We start from the raw sequence: 17,379 nt of genomic DNA, 5'->3' as shown, positions 1-17,379 counted from the left end.
CAGGGCTGTGGATCGCCATCGATTTACGACCCTGGTGTACGTCTCGCGAGCGCGGCCACGGCGCCCGCGCCCTGTTGCGCCTCCTGCTGCACGCGTTGACGGATCATGAACTTCTGCACCTTGCCGCTCGCGGTGCGCGGAAAGTCCTCCCCCTCGGCGACGCGGTGCAGTTCCTCGGGCCACTTCTGGATCGCGACGCCCACCTGCCTGAAGTGCGTGCGCACCTCGTCTAGCGTCGGCATCCGGTGACCGTCGCGGATACGCAACACGGCGGCGGTGCGCTCCCCCAGCCGCGCATCGGGTGCGGCAACCACCACGGCTTCGGCCACGCTCGGCATGCCCAGCAGCACCTCCTCGACCTCGAGGGCCGAGATGTTCTCGCCGCCGCGGATGATGACGTCGGCCTTGCGGTCGGTGATGGTCAGGTAACCGTCCTCGTCCAGCACGCCGATGTCACCGGTGTGGTACCAACCGTCGTCGTCGAACGCACGCTGGGTGAGTTCGTCGTCCGTGTAGCCCAGGCACAGATCCGGTCCGCGGGAAAGGATTTCGCCTTCGTCGGTGAGCCGGATCTCCACACCGGGGCGAGCATTGCCGTCGGTGTAGAGCCGCTTGTCCTCGGGTGCCGACGGCCGCGACCCGGTGATCGACGGATGCTCGGTGCTGCCGTAGGAGCGGAATACGAACATGCCCATGTCGGCGAGCCGGCGCGTCACCGCCGCAGGCACCGTCGACCCGCCGAGGCCGACGGTGGTGAACCGCGCACGGTGCGCATCGGTGCAGTCCGGGTGGTCGAGCAGGCTGGTGACGAAATACGGTGGGCCGCCGCCGATCGACATCCCCTCGGTGTCCATGAGTTTGAGTACCTTGCCCGGATCCCATACGTCGCACAGGTCGATCGGCGCACCCTCGAGGACCGGGATGAGAAACGCTCCGACCATGCCGATGAAGTGGCCGACCGGCGTGGCCGTCAGCTGCCTGCCGCGGTCACTCGGGTAGTTCTCCAGCAGCTGGCGCGTCTCGAAGCCCAGCGTCTGGTGGCTGTGGATGACACCTTTGGGCTTGCTGGTGGTGCCCGAAGTGAAGGCGATCAGCGCCGGGCTCGCCGGGTCGGTCGGCAATGTGCCGGACATCGGCTCGTCGGCGAGCAAATCGTCGAAGTTCTCGCCCACCAGCCCGACGACCGGGATGTCGGCGCACAGATCGGGCGCGAACCGCATCCGGCCGAACTCCTCAGCGGTGATGAAGACCTTGGGCCGCGAAGTAGCCAGGATGTGGCTCAACTCGTTGCGGCCGTAGAAGTGCACGATCGGCACCACGACCGCGCCGAGGAACGTCGACGCCCAGAACGTGACGGCGGCTTCCATCCAGTTCGGCAGTTGCATGGCGACCACGTCGCCGGGGCCGACGCCCCTGGCGCGCAGACCGGCGGCCAACCGGCGGGCGGCGCGCTCCACATCGGCGAATGTGCCTGCGAACGGCCGGATGTCGGAGTGCACGCAGAAGCCGGTATCCGGATGGGCCGCGAGGTTGCGTGCCAACAGGTCGCCGAGCGTGTCGGGGGTCCACCACCCCTCTTGCTCGTAGCGCTTCGTCAGCTCGACGGGGATGTTTCGCATCGACCTCTGTTCTTCGGGTGTTCTTCGCGCCACCGGGTCATCGGAGGCGATGCTATTCTCCAATTCTGAGAATGCCAATACCGCACATGGAGAATGGTTGATGGTCGAGCTCGAGTGGGACGGCGCGTTGGCGGTCATCACCATCGACCGTCCGGAGGCGCGCAACGCGATCGCGCCGGAAACCATGGAGCAGTTGGACAAGGCGCTCGACGGCGCCGAGGGTGCGGGCGCCTTGGTCCTCAAGGGCGCAGGCGATCGGGCGTTCGTATCCGGCGGCGACCTCAAACAACTGGCGGCCATCCGCACCGAGGAGGACGCCGCCGCGATGGCCTGGCGGATGCGCTCAGTGTGCGACCGGATCGCGGCCTTCCCCTCGCCCACCCTCGCCGTGCTGAACGGGCATGCGCTCGGCGGCGGCGCAGAGTTCGCGGTAGCCGCCGATATCCGGCTTGCCGCCGCCGACATCAAGATCGGATTCAACCAGGTCACGCTGGCGATCATGCCCGCGTGGGGTGGCGCCGAGCGGCTGACCGCGCTGGTCGGCTACAGCAAGGCCCTGCTGTTGGCGGGTACCGGCACCATCCTCGAGGCCGCCGAAGCCGAACGCGTCGGGCTCATCGACCGCGTGCTGCCTCGCGAGTCGTTCGACGAGGCGTGGCGCACGATCGCCCGGAAGCTGGCCACCCGTCCGGCCGGCGAGGTCAAGCGGGTGATGCGCGGGGTCTCCACCACCGAGGCGGTCACCGCGTTCGCGCGGTTGTGGGTCGCCGACGAACACTGGGCGGCGGCCGATAAGGCGATGAAGCGCGCCAAGTAGCTGCAGCCTCTCAGCCGCGAGCTGGGCCCACGCCGAAGGCAGGGGAACGCGCGCTACGAGAGGGTGCGGATCGGGTCGCTGCCGTCCCAGCTCGCAGCGGCGTCGCGGACGAACTGCGCCATACCGGTGGTGACCTCGGTCAGCTCCATGATCTCGATGACGGCGGCCGGGCGGTTCGGCGGCTCAACGTAGGCGAACCGGGTGCCGACGTCCTCGCCGCCCGACCACACCACCGGCCAGCCCGCGGCCGCCACCGTCTGCATGGTGGCGTCGAAATCTTCCGCCCAGTAAGCGAGCTGGTGAAACCCTTCGACGCCGGCCGCCAAGAACTCGGTGAAGATGCTCGGTGTCTGGTCGTCTTGCTGGATGAGCTCGACCTGCAGCTCCCCGCTGTTGGACAACGCCAACGACTGCGTGACCTGACACGGCTTGCCGCGGTAGCTCGCAGTGAGCGTCAGCCCACGCATCACGAACCACGGGCCGACACCGAGCTCCAGCCAGCTTGCCAACGCCCTGTCGAGATCGCTGACGACATAACCGATCTGGCGGATCGGCCCGGGCAGGATCGTCACGTCAGCGTCTCCTCTTGGCGGCGAAGTCGGAGGACGCCGCGCTGATCATCTCGACGAGCGTGCGTCGATCGACCGTCCACACTTGCGATGCCGTCGCTCGGTTGTTCTCTCCGACAACGAAAGTCGGTCCGTTGCCGAGGTTGGCGATGATCTCGCCGGCGACGTCCTCGGAGCGCATCTGGGTCTGCGGGTCGTATTCAACACCCATACGGGCCAGCGCCGGCGTGTAGGTCATGCCGAGCGGGGTGCAGCAGACGTCGACGCCGTGCGGCCGCATCTCGGCCCACAACCCTTCGGCGAACGTGTGTTGAAACGCCTTGACGGCCGAGTAGACCGCGAGTGTCGCCGAACCTGCCAGGCACGCCAGCGAGGCGACGATCACGATGCCGCCGCGTCCCCGCTCACGCATGGCGGGCCCGAACTGGTGAACCAGGGCCATCGGACCGACGCAGTCGAGCGCCACCTGACGCAGCGAGTATTCGAGTTCGTTGTCCAGGAACGGCGCAGTGCGATCCGATGCGCCCGCGTTGTAGATGAGCAGGCCGACGTCGAGATCCTCCGTGGCGGTGGCGATCTGCGTTACCACATCGGGCGCGGTCAGGTCCGCGACGACGACGCGGGTTTGCACGCCGTGCCGATCGCGGGCCGCCGCGGCCACCTCGTCGAGCAGCGCGCTGTTTCGGGCGATCAGGACGAGATCCATTCCGCGCGCGGCCAGTTGGTCGGCCAACGCGGCGCCGATACCCTCCGATGCACCGGCGATCAGCCCCCATCGCCCGTACTTGGCACGAAAGGCGCCGTCGGGCCCCGTCACGGTCCGGTGTCGGCCGCGCTCATCACGCGCGCGATATTGGTGGTCCGCTTGTTGATGCGCCAGCCGTCGGCGGTGCGGGTCAGTTCGTCGTCGTAATGGCCGAGGGCGTCGATCCAGCTGTTGGCGTCGTTGGGCACCGCCATGAGCACCGCGCGCACATAGGACCGCGCGGTGGCCCGGTCGCCGTCGACGCTGACGACGATGTTGGAGATCCGGTGATAGGTCTGGCCCATGCCGTCGTGCACCTGCTTCATCAACTCGGTGAACTTGTCGGCGTCGGTGAACGTGCCGAGGTCGCCGTAGTCGATGTCGACCTCGTCGGTCCAGCAGGTCCGAAACAGCGCCCAGTCTTTGAAGTCGATACCGGTGGCGTAACGAATCAGCACCTCGGCGATCTCAGCTTTGTCGGCGTACACGGCCGAAGGCTAGCACCTGTTCTCTCTAGACGAGAACGTCATTTCCAATTATGGTCAACGACGTGTCGACGCAGCAGATTGCCCTCGCGCCTGGAATCTCCACCTGGCCCGACGAGAACCCCCAGTTGATCGGAAGCAGTTGCGGCGCCTGCGGGGCCACCGCCTTCCCGGTGCAGCAGCGCTGCCCCAAGTGCAGTGCTGCCGAAATGTCGCAGGTCAAGCTGCCGCGCCGCGGCACCCTGGTGGCGTGGACGACGCAGGGCTTCCCGCCCGGCCCGCCCTACAAGGGCCCCACCGGTAAGGACTTCGTGCCGTTCGGGGTCGGCCTGGTCCAACTCGACGACGTCATTCGCGTCGAGGGTCGGCTCACCGAGAACGATCCGGCCAAACTGCAGTTCGGCATGAACGTCGAACTGACCATGGTGCCGTTCACCACCGACGACGACGGCAACGAGGTCGTCACGTTCGCGTTCAAGCCGGTCTAGAAAGGAACCCCCATGACTAACGATGTCGCGATCATCGGCGTGGGCCTGCACCCCTTCGGCCGGTTCGACAAGACGGCGATGGAGATGGGCGCCGAGGCCATCCACGCCGCGCTCGCCGACGCCGGCGTGGACTGGAAGGACATCCAGTTCGGCTTCGGCGGCAGCTATGAGGTGTCCAACCCCGACGCCGTCACCCGCCTGGTCGGGCTGACCGGGATCACGTTCACCAACGTGTTCAACGCCTGCGCGACGGCTGCCAGCGCGATCCAGCAGACCGCCGACACCATCCGGCTGGGCAAGTACGACATCGGCATCGCGATCGGCCTGGACAAGCATCCGCGGGGCGCGTTCACCGACGATCCAGCCAAGCTGGCACTTCCCCAGTGGTACGCCGAGAACGGACAGTTCGTCACCACCAAGTTCTTCGGCATGAAGGCCAACAAGTACATTTACGACCACAACATCAGCCAGGCGACGCTGGCCAAGGTGGCCGCCAAGAACTTCCGCAACGGGGAACGCAACCCGAATGCGTTCCGCCGCAAACCGATCTCGGAGGAAGAGATCCTCAACTCGGCGGTGCTGAACTATCCCCTGACGCAGTACATGTTCTGCGCGCCCGACGAAGGCGCGGCGGCGGTGATCATGTGCCGCGGCGACATCGCGCACAAGTTCACCGATAAGCCGGTTTACGTGCGCGCCAGCGAGATTCGCACGCGCACGTTCGGTGCCTATGAGGTCCATGCGACGTCGGCGCCGCTCGACGAGGATCCCTCGCCGACGGTGTATGCGGCCAGGGCCGCCTACGATGCGGCGGGCATCGGGCCGGAGGACGTCGACATCGCGCAGCTGCAGGACACCGACGCCGGCGCCGAGGTGATCCACATGGCCGAGACGGGCCTGTGCGCCGACGGCGAACAGGAGAAGTTGTTGGCCGACGGCGCCACCGAGATCGGCGGGTCGATGCCCGTCAACACCGATGGCGGGCTGATCGCCAACGGTGAGCCGATCGGCGCCTCGGGGCTTCGACAGGTCCATGAACTGGTGCGCCAGCTGCGCGGGGAGGCCGGCGAACGCCAGGTACCGGGTACGCCGCGGGTGGGGCTGGCACAGGTCTACGGCGCCCCGGGCACCGCGTCGGCGACGATCCTGTCCGTCTGATGCACAAGGCGATTCGGCCCTTTTCGCCACCGCATCGTTCTAGGATTCGGAAATGATGTTCGCGCCCGTGGGTCTCGTCAACGCGCGACGCCGTCTTGTCGCCGTCGTGTCGGCAGTGCTGATGGCGGGCGCCGGCGTCCTGGTCGCCAACGCGACCTCACACGCGCAGCCGCCGCCACCGCCGCCCGCGCTGCACAACGTCAAGTACACGGTGTTCGCCGAGCAACCGTTCAACGTCGCGATCTACTACCGCGACACCGATCCGCCGAATTGGGCGGACTACAGCCACAATCCGTACGTGTTCAGCCCCAAGGTCGACGCCCACGTCGGCCCCGACCAACAGTGGGTGCTCGACGTCATGCTCGCCAACCCCAACGAGTGGGCCATGGTCACCGCGACCAGCGGCCCGTCATCCGATCAGCCGAACATTCACTGCGTGCTCGCGGTGGACGGCGTCGTCGTGTCCACCGATGCCGGACCCAAGGGCGCGCTCTGCTCGATCCGTAACTGGTGACCGTCGCCGTCGACCTCGGGAGGTTCGCCCTCGAGGCGACGAAGCCACTGCTCGCAGAAGTCGAGGATCTCCGCGTGCCCGGTCGACATGCCGAGCGCTTGCTCCACCACCAGGGCCTGCGACACGCTGGTGGCGAACATGGTCCACACGACCGGGGGCACATCGTTGGACTCGACGCCATAGCGTGCAAGCGCGGCCGCGATCGCCTTGTTCTGCTCCGCGCGGAAGCGCTCGGCGTAGTAGACGATCTCGGCGCGCAGCGCCTTGCGGTGGTTGGCCAACCCCATGAATTCCATCGTCAGCCGGGTGGCCTCCGGCCGGGTGCTGAACCGCCACAGCGCCCACAGCGGCTTCGGCGACGCAAGCGCGCTCGAGAGGGCGATGAACCCTGCTTCGGCCATGCGCTGAAACACCGCAAGGAACAAATCTTCCATGGTGCGGAAGTAGTAGTGCACGAGTTGCGGTTTGAGACCCGCTTTCTCGGCGACCCGGCGAGAAGTCACCGCGGCGTACCCCTCTTCGAGGAGCAGTTGTTCGGCGGCGTCGATCAGCACGCCGCGGTTTTTCGCTTCCGGCGCCCCGATCCTTCGCGCCGATGCCATCGCACTCCCCCACTCGATCGTTTCACTGTCTTTCCGCCCCGACACGCAGATGTTAGACGCCGCCGGGCCGTGTTCTCTTGACCATGACTCTACCGCCATGCTAAGCAGGTGCTCAGCATATTTTGTTTCTCGCACGCGTGCGCCGGCATAAACCTTGGGTTCCTGGAGGAAACGCTTCACATGACCACCGATTTCGACTCCGTCGACTATTTCACCGATCCCTCGCTGGTACCCGACCCTCACCCGTACTACGACCACGTGCGCGCGAAGGATCCGGTGTGTTGTCCGATCAGCAACGGCGTGCTGGCGGTCACCGGCTGGGAAGCGGCCAACGCCGTCTATAAGGACAGCGAGAACTACTCGTCGTGCGTCGCGGTGATGGGTCCGTTCACACCGATGCCGTTTCAGGCCGAGGGCGACGACATCAGCTCGTTGATCGAGCAGCACCGCACCGAGATTCCGTTGTTCGAGCACATGGTCACGATGGATGCGCCGCAGCACACCGATGCACGCTCGATCCTGGCGCGGCTGCTGACCCCCAAGCGGCTCAAGGAGAACGAGGATTTCATGTGGCGGTTGGCCGACCGCCACATCGATGAGTTCATCGCCGACGGCAAGTGTGAGTTTCTGGCCGCGTACGCCAAGCCGTTTTCGCTTCTAGTGGTCGCCGACTTGCTCGGCGTTCCCGAATCCGACCACGACGATTTCCGCGAAGCGTTCGGCGCCGAACGACCCGGCACCAACATCGGCAGCCTTGACCACGAAGTGATCGCCGCCAACCCGCTGGAGTGGGCCGACGAGAAGTTCATCAAGTACATCGAAGAGCGCCGGGAATCACCGCGCGACGACGTGCTCACCTCGATCGCGACCGCGAAGTACCCCGACGGCTCGACCCCCGACGTCGTCGACGTGGTGCGCACCGCGACGTTCCTGTTCGCCGCCGGGCAGGAGACCACCGCGAAGCTGCTGGGCGCCGCGCTGCGGATCCTCGGCGACCGCCCCGACATCCAGCAGCAGCTGCGCCAGGACCGCAGCCTGATCCCCGTGTTCGTCGAGGAATGTTTGCGGATGGACAGCCCGGTCAAGAGCGTGTTCCGATTGGCCCGCAAGACAACGGCTCTCGGTGAGACGCCGGTGCCGGCCGGCACGACGGTGATGGTCAGCCCGGGTGCGGCCAACCGTGATCCCAAACGGTTCGACGACCCGCACGAGTTCAAGCTGGATCGACGCAACGTCCGCGAGCACATCGCGTTCAGCCGTGGCATCCACTCGTGCCCGGGCGCGCCGCTGGCTCGGGTGGAGGGCCGGGTGTCGATCGAGCGGATCCTGGACCGGATGGTCGACATCCGCATCAACGAGGAGAAGCACGGCCCGATCGACGCGCGAGAGTACGTCTACGAGCCGACGTTCATCCTGCGCGGGCTCACCGAACTCAACATCGAGTTCACGCCCGCGGACTGAACCTGGGCGCTATCCCCTAGCGCCCCTAGCGCGAGCAGACATAGAAGGCCCCAATTTCGCGGAGAAATGGGGCCTTCTATGTCTGCTCGACAATGAAAGCGGAATTTAGGCGTTGCCGCCGTACTCCCAGGCGGTTCTGCCGTCTCGGGTATTGCAGCTGAGGAACAGGCCGTCCGGCGCCTGGGCGACGTCACCTTCCATGCCCACGCACAGTGCGCCCTCGTTCTTGATCCCGTGCATCTCGGGTGAACGGAACCAGCGCGGTTCGTAGCGCCGCGGCGAGCCGCAGAACACCAGCCGGCCCCACGAGGTCACCCCGAACACGTAGTGGGTGGTGTTGGCGCAATAGGACCCGAGCACGATGCCCGGCGCGATGCCGGGCGTGCAGGCCGGGTGGTTGCAGTCGGCCGCGGGCGGCGGTGGCGGTGGCGGCTGAGCGGACGCCGACGGGGCCGCGATGACAGAGCCAACCGTTGCCAAGGCAGCAGACACTGCGCCGATAAATCGCACCACGCTATCTTCACATGTCCGGCAACGAAATTCTCGCTTTCAGAGAAGGCAAGTACCGGCTCCACGATAGGCTGACCGTATGCGGAAAGTCGGTGCAGCGGGCCTGGTGTCAGCGACCTTTGTCGCGGGCGGTGTCGTGCTCGGAAGTGTAGTCGCGGTGACGCCGGCGCACGCCTCGGATTTCGGAGTCGAACTCAACGGCACCTACCGGGTGATGTCAGATGGCGAGTGGGCCAGGACCAACGAGGTTCTGATCGACCAGGAGACGGTGATCGAGACCTGGACGGTGTCCACCGATTGTGTGAGCCCGATCGAATGCGAAGGCACCGTGGTAAGTGACCGGGGCTGGACCGGCACGGCGCGCCTCGAAGATTTCTGGTACGTCGACCACGACATCCCCAACTGGATCCCGTGTCCCGACGGCACCTTCGCCCCGGGGCATCAGAAGTTCATCCTGTTCGGCATCGATCCGACCACCAACGAACGGCAGACGAAGAATATGACGTTCTTCGGCGGCCGCAACGTGACCAAGGGGCCCAGCGGTGCGTGCGGGCGCAACAAACCCGTCGTAATCGAGCTGCCCGTGCGGGCGGAGAAGATCTCCTAATTCAGCTCGGCAGCATGTCCTGCCACGACTTGGGCTGCTGACCCGCGCCCACATTCTTCAGCTGCTCCACCCGGCCGTCGGGCGTCAGGTACTCGCCCGTCTCCGGGTTGTAGGTGGTGACGGCCACCGACGGCCCCGCCGCAGATGCGTTGCCGCCGTGCGCGCTTGGCGTCGCGGGGACCGCGCCGTGCGGGGCCGGCGGTGCCGGGATCGGCGTCCCGTTCACCGAGTTGCCCGGGGGCGGTGGCGGGGCGACCGGAGGCGGAGCGACAGGCGGCGGCGCGACCACAGGTGTCCCCTGCGTACCGGGCGGTGAAACAGGCGGCTTACCTTTCGGAACCGCACCCGGCGGCAGCGGCGTACCCTCGATCGGCGCGTGGATCCGCTCCTGGAAATCCACCCGGTCATCGACCGGGATGCCCTGCGAGATCAGGTTCGGGTCAATCGGATACGGCCCCGTGTAGTGCTGACGCAGAGCCAGCGGCTGGTAACCCTTGGGGTCGTCGCAGAGTTGCACGGTGGGGGCCCGCTTACCAGGATGCTCGATACACGGGTAGTTGCGCGCGCCGCGGACACTGATCGGAGAGTCCTGCGGCAACTTGCAGTACAACCCGTCCGGGGTATCGATCGTCGTCGTGTCCTCAGGGTTCCGCCACTGCGACGGCGGCAGGAAGCCGACCGTGCAGGCCGGTGGGTCGCCGATGGTCAACGCGAAGTCGCCCGACGGTAGCCCGGTGGGGTTGTTGGTCGGCAGCCCGAACGACTGCTGGGCCGCGATGATCCCGGGGAAGATGACGATCAACTGTTCCAGCGACGGGTTGTAGGTCGCCAGCACCTGACCCACGGTGGTGAGGTTCGCCAACAGGATCGGCAGCGTCGGCTTCACCTCGGTCAGCAGCTGCGACACTTCTTGCGCGAAGCCGGGTCCGCGCTGCAGCAGCGCGCGAATCTCCGGGTCGTTCTGCTCGAGCTGTTGTGTCACACCCGACAAGCTGCGCGCCCACGTCCGGATCGCGTCGGCGGTCTCCACCTGTGAATCCAGAAGGGGCCCACTGTCGTCGATCAGTGACCGCGTCTGGTCGGAGACGGCGTTGGCGTCGCCGGTGATCGTGGCGGCCGAATCAAGCAGAGACTGAAGATCGGGTCCGGCCCCGTTGAACGCCTTGAACGACTCGTCGAGCAGGTCGTCAATCCGGTCACCGGGAATGCTGTCGACCAGTTTGCTCACCTGATCGAGCATCGGCCCCACTTCCTGCGGGATCGTCGTGTTCTCCACCGTGATCACCGAGCCGTTCTGCAGGTACGGGCCGGAGTCGGTGCGGGGACGCAGGTCCACGTACTGCTCCCCGACCGCCGAGACGCTGCGCACCTCGGCCTGCAGGTCCGCGGGGATCTTCGGCGAAGTGTCAAGCGACAGCGTCGCTTCCGCGCCGTTCTCGGTCAGCGCCACCGAGGTGACCTTACCGATCTGCACACCGCGGTAGGTCACGTTGCCGAAGCGGTACAGCCCGCCGGCGGCGGGCAGTTCCACCTTCACGGACAACCGGCCGACACCGAGCAGGGTCGGCACCTGCATGTAGACGAACAGCATCACCGTGACGCCGACGATCGAGGCGATGGTGAAGATTATCAGCTGATTACGAACGAAACGGGTCAGCATCAGCCACCGCCTCCCACCGGCGGTGCCGGCAATTCCTCTTGGGCCGGCGGTGCACCAGCTTCGGCTCCGTATGGTCCGGCGAAGATCTGTGACGTGGTCGTCACCGGCGCCGACGGCAACCAGGGCGCGGCCGGCGGTGGCGGGGACACCGGCAGCAGCGGTCCGCTGACTTTCGGCACCGCCTCACCGGCAGGGGCGTCGGTGCCCGAAGCATTCGCGCCGGTGGGCGGGGGTGCAACACCCAGCGTCATCGGACTGTACGAGTAGTTCGCCCAGTACGGATCCCCTGGCGCGGGAATGAGTTTGGCGTTCTCGTCGCCCCACCGGGTGCCGAGCAACAACGTCTTCTTCAGCCGCGGATAGGTCAGGTCGAACGTCGCAAACAGGTTGATGTAGTCACCCCTGGTGATCCGGTCGGCGAACGTCGGACCGTAGGGAAACGCGGTGGCCCACAACAAAGCGAGGTTCAGGTCGGGCCCGATGTCGGCGATGGCGCCGAGGGCTGGGCCGAGGTTCTCCAGATCCTTGACGAGGTCGTCGCCCGCGTCGTTGACCAGCGTGGTGGCGGTGTTGCCGAACTGGCCGAGTTTATCCAGCGCGGTGGTGAGGTTCGGGCGCTCCTTGATCAACACATCGATCGCCGGCGGAATCTCCTTGAGCGCACGGTCGATCACGTCGCGCTGTCCGGCGAACGTACCGGCGACCCGGTTCAGCTGCTGAATGGTGGCGATGATGTCATCACGCTGGGTGTCGAGAACGCCGATGAAGTTGTCGAGCCGGGTGAGCAGTTCGCGGATCTCGGGTTCACGCCCAGAAATCGCCGCGCTGAAGTTGTGGATGACGTCACCGATCTGGCCGAGCCCGCCGCCGTTGACGACCATCGACAACGACGACAACGTGCGTTCGGTGGACGGATAAGTCGACGATTCACTGAGCGGAATGGTGGCGCCGGGTTGCAGCCGGCCGCTGGGCGCTTCGCCGAGAGGCGGGTTGAGCGCCAGATGCATCGAACCCAACAGGCTCGTCTGCCCGACGGTGGCCACCGCGTTGGCCGGTATGACGACGTCGGGTTTCACCGAAACCTCGACGTTGGCGTGCCAATTGTCCACGGTCATCTTGCCGACGCTGCCGACGACGACGTCGTTCATCATCACCGGCGAGTTCGATTCCAGGGTCGCGACGTTCGCGACCTCGACGTGGTAGGTGACCGCTTCCGCTCCACGGCCGACCGCCCCGGGCAAGGGCAGCGAGTTGACGCCCTGAAACGAACAACCGGTCAGACCGATGGCAGCGCACGAGACTGCGACGGTCAACCGCTTGATCCCGATGATCATGACGGCGGCATCCCTTCAGCCGGGAGCAGGGGGGCGTTGGGTGGCACACCGGGTGCCGGGGTGGGCGGAAGCAGCATCCCCTCGACGGTCGGCGGCTGCGCCGGAATGTTCGACACGATGTGGGGCGGCCCGGGCAGCGGCGCACCGGGGTACAGCGCCGGCGAGGGGGGCACGGGGCCGTCGTTATCGGGCGCATAGATTCCGCGCGGTCCGGGTGGCGCTGCCCAACCCGGTGGCGGTGGCACATCGCCCGTGCCGGTGTAGGCCGACACGGTCGGCGGCGGCTCGGGCGGATCGTTGGGACCCGCACCGCCGGGAGCCAGCTTGGGGTCGGTGTAGATGATCCGCTCGGGGTTGACTGCCGGTCGCAGGTAAGCGTTGATCGGCAACGGAATCTGGTTGGCGTTGAGCAGTCGCAAGGCCGGACCGAGATAGTTCGCGCAGAGTTTGGCCGTCTCGGGTGCGGTGGTGTTCGCGACGGCGCCGATCATGCTGCAGAAGAACAGCACCGGGCTCGAGAAGTTGGTGAGCGAGAACGCGCCGGTCACCGCGCCGCCGTTGGGATAGTAGATGTTCTGGAAGTTGGCGATCGCGTTCGGCGTGATATGCAGGACGTTCTCCAGATCGGTCTGGTGGTCGACGAGAACCTGCGTGACGTTGGCCAGCCGCTGAACCTGTTCGGTCGTTTCGGCGCGGCTGCCCGCTACGAAGCGCTGCACCTCGCCCATCGCCACAGACAGCTCGGAGACCGCGGCGTCCAGATCGGAGCGGCTCTGGTCGAGCACACTGCTCAACGTGGCCAGTCGATTCTCGAACAGCACGATCTGCTGCTTGCTGTCGCGCAGCGCGCTGACGAAAACCTGCAGGTTCTTGATGATGTCGACGATGTTGCCGCTGCCTTCGGCGAAAATTCGTGCGGCCCCGGACAGTTGGGCCAGCGTCTCGCGCAGCTTCTCGCCGTTGCCCTCTCCGAGCGCGTTCGCCGCGCTGTCGATGAATCGGGACACGGAGGTGTCCGACACCCCGGTTTGGGGTCCCAAATCCGTTGCCAGTCGCATCAACTGGTCTTTCACCTCGTCCCACTCGACGGGGACAGCGGTGCGGTCGGACCCGATCACGGCGCCGTCGCGCATGGTCGGCCCGTCCCCGTTGCGGTAGGCCGGTGTGAGTTGCACGTAGCGGGCCGCGACCAGGTTCTGCGCGACGATCACGGCCTTGGCATCGGCCGGGACGGGCACGTCGTGGTCGATCTCCAGGGTCATCTTGGTCTGGGTGCCCTCGGGTTTGATCGACGTGATGGAGCCCACGGCGACCCCCGCAACCCGTACCTCGTCGCCGGGATAGATGGCGGTGGCGGTCGGGAAGTAGGCCGTGACGGTGTACGGACCGAACAACATCTGTCGGGCCAGGTAGACCGCGCCGGCGACCAGCCCGACGGCCAACAGGATGGCCGTGCCGGTCGCCAGCCGCTTACGGGTTGCCATCATGAGGAAGATCTCCTGGCTGCGGAATGCTGTTGACGGGGAACGGGATCTCCGCACGCGGCCCGGCGTTGTCCGGTGGCTGACCGGCGTCCACGCCGCGGCGGAAGCCGAACGCGTAGTCCATGAACGGCTGGAGCAGGTCCGGCGGAAGCGGGATCATGTTGGGGATCAACGCGTTGTAGTACGCCCCGTTGGACACGATTTCACCTTGGGTCAAATAGTATTTGGACGCACCGGGCAGCATCTTGGCGAGGTTGTCGCGGTTGCGCTCCAGCATCGCGGTCACCTCGTTGAGGTGTTTCAGGATCGGCGTCAACTGCTCTTCGTTGTCGGCGACCACAGCCGTCAGTTCCCGCGACACCGCCGCCGTGTTGGCGAGCAGCCGGGTGATCGCATGACGTCGCTCGTTGACCACGGCGAGCAGATCGTTGGCGTTGAGGATCAGCGCGTTGACCTGCTGGCTGCGTTCGGAGAAGATGCCGGTCACCTCACCCGCGGTCTTCAACAGCTCGGCCAGGCTTTCGTTACGGTTGTTGAGCGACCGCGACAGCCGCGACAGCCCGTCGAACGTCGGTCCCAGCTGCGGGGCGATCTGGTCAAGGGTCTCGGCCAGGGTGTCCAGGGATTGATTGAGCGAATCGGTGTCGGTGGCCGCGGTGTTCGCGGTTAAGTCACCGACCGCATCTGTCAGCGAATACGGCGAGGACGTGCGCGTGGTCGGAATGACCTGACTGCGGTCCAGCGTGCCGCTGCCGCCGGACTCCAGCGCCAGCACGCGCTCACCGAGCAGCGTTCCGGTGCGGATGTGCGCGGTGGTGTCCGAGCCCAACGCGTAGCGGCCGTCGATCGTGAAATCGACCAAGGCGTCACCGTTTTCGAGCTCGATCGACGAGACCGACCCGACCTTGATGCCGGACACCGTCACGTCGTTGCCGACGCTGAGCCCGCCTGCCTCGGTGAACAACGCTTGATAGCGCAGCGCCGTTGCCCACTGGTATAGCCGTTCCGGCTGTAACCCCACGGCGATGACCAGGATGATCAGGACTACGCCGATGAAGCCTGCCCTGATGAGTTGGGAACCGCGGTATTTTTGCATTTACTCGTCCACGCACCTTCCCGTTTCTTGCTTGATCCATGGGAAGACCACGGTTTCGCCCTCGAGCGAACTCGCGCGGAAGGTGACCCCGCAGATGTAGTACGGGAAGAATGCTCCATACGAGCCGACCCGCGCGAGCTTGCGGTAGATCTCGGGCAGGCGCTGGATGGTGGCATCCAGGCGCTCCAGGTCGTTGTTGACCAGCGGAGCAAGCCGGTCCAGCGAATCCACGGTGCCTGCAAGCGGTTCACGCGCCCGGCCGAGCAGGTCGGCCAACGACGCGGTGCCGTTATCCAGCGCGGTGATCGCCTCGCCGATCGGATCGCGGTCCGAGGCCAGCCCGCTGACCAATTGCTCGAGCCGGTCGATCGCCCCGGAAAACTCGTCACCGTCTTCTGCCAGCGTGTCCAGCACCGTCCGGAGTTCGTCGATCAACTGCTCAATGACCTGGTTGTTGTCGGCCAGCGAGTTGGTGAACGACGACGTCTTGGAGAACAGCGATTCCAGCGTGCCGCCCTGACCCTGCAGAATCTGCACCAGCGAGCCAGTGAGAGCGTTGACGTCTTGTGGATTCAGGCCCTGGATGACGGGTTTGAGGCCGCCGAGCAGCAGGTCGAGATCCAGTGCCGACGCCGTCCGGTCCTGCGGTATCCGGCCGCCTGCCGGCAGGATCTTCGCCGCGCCCGGGGTATCGACGAGCTCAAGATAACGGTCCCCGACCAGGTTCAGATAACGGATCGTCGCCTTGGTGTTCGTCGTCAGCTTGGTGTCGCGGTCGGCGTCGAAGGAGACCAGAACGTTCTTGTCGTCCAGCAGCGACACGCTGCGCACAGTGCCGACGCGGACGCCGGCGATACGCACGGTATCGCCGGACTCCAGCCGAGACGCATCGGTGAAGACCGCCGAATACTCCTCCGTCGCACCGGTTCTCGATTCGCTGAACACGACGAACAGGAAAGCAGTCAGCACGGCCATGACGACGCCAAACACCAGGAATTTGATCAGCGTGGGAGTTGAGCGCGTCATCCCGGCATTCCAATCTGGGCCGTGTTTCGCGGCGGCCCGTCGAGCGGCCCGAACAACCAGTTCTTGAGCCCCTCCGAGTTCAGGACGATGCCCGAGTTTCCGTACTGGGCCGGGTTTGAGCCGACGTCGCCGACGACCAACGGCGGCACGAAGTTCGGAGGCAGTTCCGGCAGCCCGAGCTCAGCACAGTAGTCGGCGCCGCCGCTGCTGGCCGCGACCTTCGGCAGGTCCCCGGGATAGCGGTAACGCTCGACGCCCAGCGTCAGACCCGCGTTGACGAGGACACCGGAATACTGCGGCGGGGATTTGGCGAACGGGACCAGACCGCCGATCCCGCACCGCACCGACTCTCGGTAGTCGTTGAGCAGGGTCGTGGTGGGCACGAGCACATGGGCGACGTCTGTGAGGGCATCGGTGTTGGAGCCGATGACGTCGTTGCCGATGTCGGCCAGACCGATTGTGCTGATCAGGAATTCATCGAGGTTCTGCTGTTCGTCGACAATGGAGTTGCTCACCGCAATGGTGTTATCGATGGTCGAAAGCAGGTCCGGCGCCGCATCGCCGTAGGCCTCCAGGGTCGGGACGGCGGCTTCGATGTCGTAAGCCAGGTTCGGCAGGCTCGGCTCGATCTTGGCCAGCAGCGCGTTGAAGTCCACCAGCGTCTTGCCGATCTGCTGTCCGCGGCCGTTGAAGGCCGTCGCGATCGCTCCGAGTGTCTCATTGAGCTTGGTCGGTTCGATCTTGTCCAACACCGTAACCAGCTGCTGGAACACGGTATTGACTTCGACCATGACGTGCTCGCCCTGCAGCACCTGGCCGGCGTGCAGCGTCTGTTGTGACGGCTGCGGCGGGGCGTCGAGTTGGACGAACTTGGCGCCGAACAACGTGGAGGACGCGATCTCTACGTTGACGTTCTCGGGGATGAGGTGCAGCTGCGAGGGGTCCATGTCGAGGGTCAGCTCGGCGGTGCCGTCCGCGCGGGAGGCGATGGACTTCACGCTGCCGACTTGCACACCGCGCATCTTGACCTTGGCGTCGGGGTTCATGACCAGGCCGGCGCGGTCGGAGATGACGGTGATGGGCACGGTTTTGGTGAAGTCACCGCGAAACAGCGCGATCGCCAGGGCGATGATGGCGATAATCGTGATGACCATCGCCAGCCCGGTCAACGGGCGCAGTGCACCAGATTTCATCGATCGCCTGT

Annotated in this window: 18 protein-coding genes; 6 read left to right on the top strand and 12 right to left on the bottom strand. The window is 65.9% G+C overall.

What is annotated here, in order from left to right:
- Positions 1-23 precede the first annotated feature (23 nt).
- Positions 24-1,619, bottom strand: a complete 1,596-nt coding sequence (locus ABQE93_RS16050; RefSeq protein ID WP_448408995.1) for an AMP-binding protein — start codon at positions 1,617-1,619, stop codon at positions 24-26.
- Positions 1,620-1,719: 100 nt separating this feature from the next.
- On the opposite strand from ABQE93_RS16050, the gene ABQE93_RS16045 reads away from it, so the two are divergent.
- Positions 1,720-2,436, top strand: coding sequence for an enoyl-CoA hydratase/isomerase family protein (locus tag ABQE93_RS16045; protein ID WP_448408996.1), 717 nt, complete (start codon positions 1,720-1,722; stop codon positions 2,434-2,436).
- A 53-nt stretch (positions 2,437-2,489) separates the two neighbouring features.
- Here ABQE93_RS16045 and ABQE93_RS16040 read toward each other — a convergent pair whose 3' ends face one another.
- Genes ABQE93_RS16040 through ABQE93_RS16030 form a run of 3 tightly spaced genes read right to left on the bottom strand, consistent with a single transcriptional unit; the run spans position 2,490 to position 4,238 of the window.
- A complete protein-coding gene (locus ABQE93_RS16040) occupies positions 2,490-3,008 on the bottom strand; it encodes a VOC family protein (protein ID WP_448408998.1) in 519 nt (172 codons plus the stop codon).
- A gap of 1 nt (position 3,009) precedes the next feature.
- On the bottom strand, positions 3,010-3,822 hold the full coding sequence (locus ABQE93_RS16035; RefSeq protein ID WP_448408999.1) for an SDR family NAD(P)-dependent oxidoreductase: 813 nt from the start codon (positions 3,820-3,822) through the stop codon (positions 3,010-3,012).
- Complete coding sequence (locus ABQE93_RS16030) at positions 3,819-4,238, bottom strand: nuclear transport factor 2 family protein (RefSeq protein WP_448409000.1); 420 nt, start codon at positions 4,236-4,238, stop codon at positions 3,819-3,821. Before ABQE93_RS16030 ends, ABQE93_RS16035 begins: the two co-directional genes overlap by 4 nt.
- 50 nt (positions 4,239-4,288) lie before the next feature.
- Between ABQE93_RS16030 and ABQE93_RS16025 the strand changes: the two genes are divergently transcribed.
- Genes ABQE93_RS16025 through ABQE93_RS16015 form a run of 3 tightly spaced genes read left to right on the top strand, consistent with a single transcriptional unit; the run spans position 4,289 to position 6,395 of the window.
- Positions 4,289-4,723, top strand: a complete 435-nt coding sequence (locus ABQE93_RS16025; RefSeq protein WP_448409001.1) for a Zn-ribbon domain-containing OB-fold protein — start codon at positions 4,289-4,291, stop codon at positions 4,721-4,723.
- Positions 4,724-4,735: 12 nt separating this feature from the next.
- Positions 4,736-5,881 (top strand): thiolase family protein, encoded by a 1,146-nt coding sequence (locus ABQE93_RS16020; RefSeq protein WP_448409003.1) that lies wholly within the window; start codon positions 4,736-4,738, stop codon positions 5,879-5,881.
- 52 nt (positions 5,882-5,933) lie between these two features.
- Positions 5,934-6,395, top strand: a complete 462-nt coding sequence (locus ABQE93_RS16015) for an Rv2576c family protein (RefSeq protein WP_448409004.1) — start codon at positions 5,934-5,936, stop codon at positions 6,393-6,395.
- On the opposite strand, the gene ABQE93_RS16010 is transcribed toward ABQE93_RS16015, so the two are convergent.
- Positions 6,311-6,997: a TetR/AcrR family transcriptional regulator gene (locus tag ABQE93_RS16010; RefSeq protein ID WP_448409147.1), complete on the bottom strand. Its 687-nt coding sequence runs from the start codon at positions 6,995-6,997 to the stop codon at positions 6,311-6,313. The two genes, ABQE93_RS16015 and ABQE93_RS16010, sit on opposite strands and share 85 nt — an antisense overlap.
- Before the next feature lie 180 nt (positions 6,998-7,177).
- Between ABQE93_RS16010 and ABQE93_RS16005 the strand changes: the two genes are divergently transcribed.
- Positions 7,178-8,458 (top strand): cytochrome P450, encoded by a 1,281-nt coding sequence (locus ABQE93_RS16005; protein WP_448409005.1) that lies wholly within the window; start codon positions 7,178-7,180, stop codon positions 8,456-8,458.
- 105 nt (positions 8,459-8,563) lie between these two features.
- Here ABQE93_RS16005 and ABQE93_RS16000 read toward each other — a convergent pair whose 3' ends face one another.
- Positions 8,564-8,971, bottom strand: a complete 408-nt coding sequence (locus ABQE93_RS16000) for a hypothetical protein (protein WP_448409006.1) — start codon at positions 8,969-8,971, stop codon at positions 8,564-8,566.
- A gap of 76 nt (positions 8,972-9,047) precedes the next feature.
- On the opposite strand from ABQE93_RS16000, the gene ABQE93_RS15995 reads away from it, so the two are divergent.
- Positions 9,048-9,575, top strand: coding sequence for an Rv2253/PknI dimerization domain-containing protein (locus tag ABQE93_RS15995; RefSeq protein WP_448409008.1), 528 nt, complete (start codon positions 9,048-9,050; stop codon positions 9,573-9,575).
- A gap of 1 nt (position 9,576) precedes the next feature.
- Here ABQE93_RS15995 and ABQE93_RS15990 read toward each other — a convergent pair whose 3' ends face one another.
- The 6 genes from ABQE93_RS15990 to ABQE93_RS15965 are packed head-to-tail and all read right to left on the bottom strand — an operon-like array spanning position 9,577 to position 17,368.
- Complete coding sequence (locus ABQE93_RS15990) at positions 9,577-11,235, bottom strand: MCE family protein (protein ID WP_448409010.1); 1,659 nt, start codon at positions 11,233-11,235, stop codon at positions 9,577-9,579.
- Positions 11,235-12,569, bottom strand: coding sequence for an MCE family protein (locus ABQE93_RS15985; protein ID WP_448409011.1), 1,335 nt, complete (start codon positions 12,567-12,569; stop codon positions 11,235-11,237). Before ABQE93_RS15985 ends, ABQE93_RS15990 begins: the two co-directional genes overlap by 1 nt.
- A complete protein-coding gene (locus ABQE93_RS15980) occupies positions 12,566-14,056 on the bottom strand; it encodes an MCE family protein (protein WP_448409012.1) in 1,491 nt (496 codons plus the stop codon). The genes ABQE93_RS15985 and ABQE93_RS15980 overlap by 4 nt, the downstream gene beginning before the upstream one ends.
- Entirely contained in the window at positions 14,040-15,149 is a 1,110-nt protein-coding gene (locus tag ABQE93_RS15975) for an MCE family protein (protein ID WP_448409014.1), read from the bottom strand. The genes ABQE93_RS15980 and ABQE93_RS15975 overlap by 17 nt, the downstream gene beginning before the upstream one ends.
- Positions 15,150-16,175 (bottom strand): MCE family protein, encoded by a 1,026-nt coding sequence (locus ABQE93_RS15970; RefSeq protein WP_448409015.1) that lies wholly within the window; start codon positions 16,173-16,175, stop codon positions 15,150-15,152.
- Positions 16,172-17,368, bottom strand: a complete 1,197-nt coding sequence (locus ABQE93_RS15965; protein ID WP_448409016.1) for an MCE family protein — start codon at positions 17,366-17,368, stop codon at positions 16,172-16,174. The genes ABQE93_RS15970 and ABQE93_RS15965 overlap by 4 nt, the downstream gene beginning before the upstream one ends.
- Positions 17,369-17,379 lie beyond the last annotated feature (11 nt).

The sequence above is a fragment of the Mycolicibacterium sp. XJ662 genome, assembly GCF_053484035.1.
Note: the sequence above shows the minus strand (reverse complement) of the source record. Positions and strands in the feature narration are given on the sequence as shown.

Coding starts and splice junctions, on each gene's coding strand:
- ABQE93_RS16025 (WP_448409001.1), top strand. CDS start 4,289: ATGGTCAACGACGTGTCGACGCAGCAGATTGCCCTCGCGCCTGGAATC.
- ABQE93_RS15995 (WP_448409008.1), top strand. CDS start 9,048: ATGCGGAAAGTCGGTGCAGCGGGCCTGGTGTCAGCGACCTTTGTCGCG.
- ABQE93_RS15970 (WP_448409015.1), bottom strand. CDS start 16,175: ATGACGCGCTCAACTCCCACGCTGATCAAATTCCTGGTGTTTGGCGTC.
- ABQE93_RS15990 (WP_448409010.1), bottom strand. CDS start 11,235: ATGCTGACCCGTTTCGTTCGTAATCAGCTGATAATCTTCACCATCGCC.
- ABQE93_RS16010 (WP_448409147.1), bottom strand. CDS start 6,997: ATGGCATCGGCGCGAAGGATCGGGGCGCCGGAAGCGAAAAACCGCGGC.
- ABQE93_RS16005 (WP_448409005.1), top strand. CDS start 7,178: ATGACCACCGATTTCGACTCCGTCGACTATTTCACCGATCCCTCGCTG.
- ABQE93_RS16045 (WP_448408996.1), top strand. CDS start 1,720: ATGGTCGAGCTCGAGTGGGACGGCGCGTTGGCGGTCATCACCATCGAC.
- ABQE93_RS16050 (WP_448408995.1), bottom strand. CDS start 1,619: ATGCGAAACATCCCCGTCGAGCTGACGAAGCGCTACGAGCAAGAGGGG.
- ABQE93_RS15965 (WP_448409016.1), bottom strand. CDS start 17,368: ATGAAATCTGGTGCACTGCGCCCGTTGACCGGGCTGGCGATGGTCATC.
- ABQE93_RS15985 (WP_448409011.1), bottom strand. CDS start 12,569: ATGATCATCGGGATCAAGCGGTTGACCGTCGCAGTCTCGTGCGCTGCC.
- ABQE93_RS15975 (WP_448409014.1), bottom strand. CDS start 15,149: ATGCAAAAATACCGCGGTTCCCAACTCATCAGGGCAGGCTTCATCGGC.
- ABQE93_RS15980 (WP_448409012.1), bottom strand. CDS start 14,056: ATGATGGCAACCCGTAAGCGGCTGGCGACCGGCACGGCCATCCTGTTG.
- ABQE93_RS16020 (WP_448409003.1), top strand. CDS start 4,736: ATGACTAACGATGTCGCGATCATCGGCGTGGGCCTGCACCCCTTCGGC.
- ABQE93_RS16015 (WP_448409004.1), top strand. CDS start 5,934: ATGATGTTCGCGCCCGTGGGTCTCGTCAACGCGCGACGCCGTCTTGTC.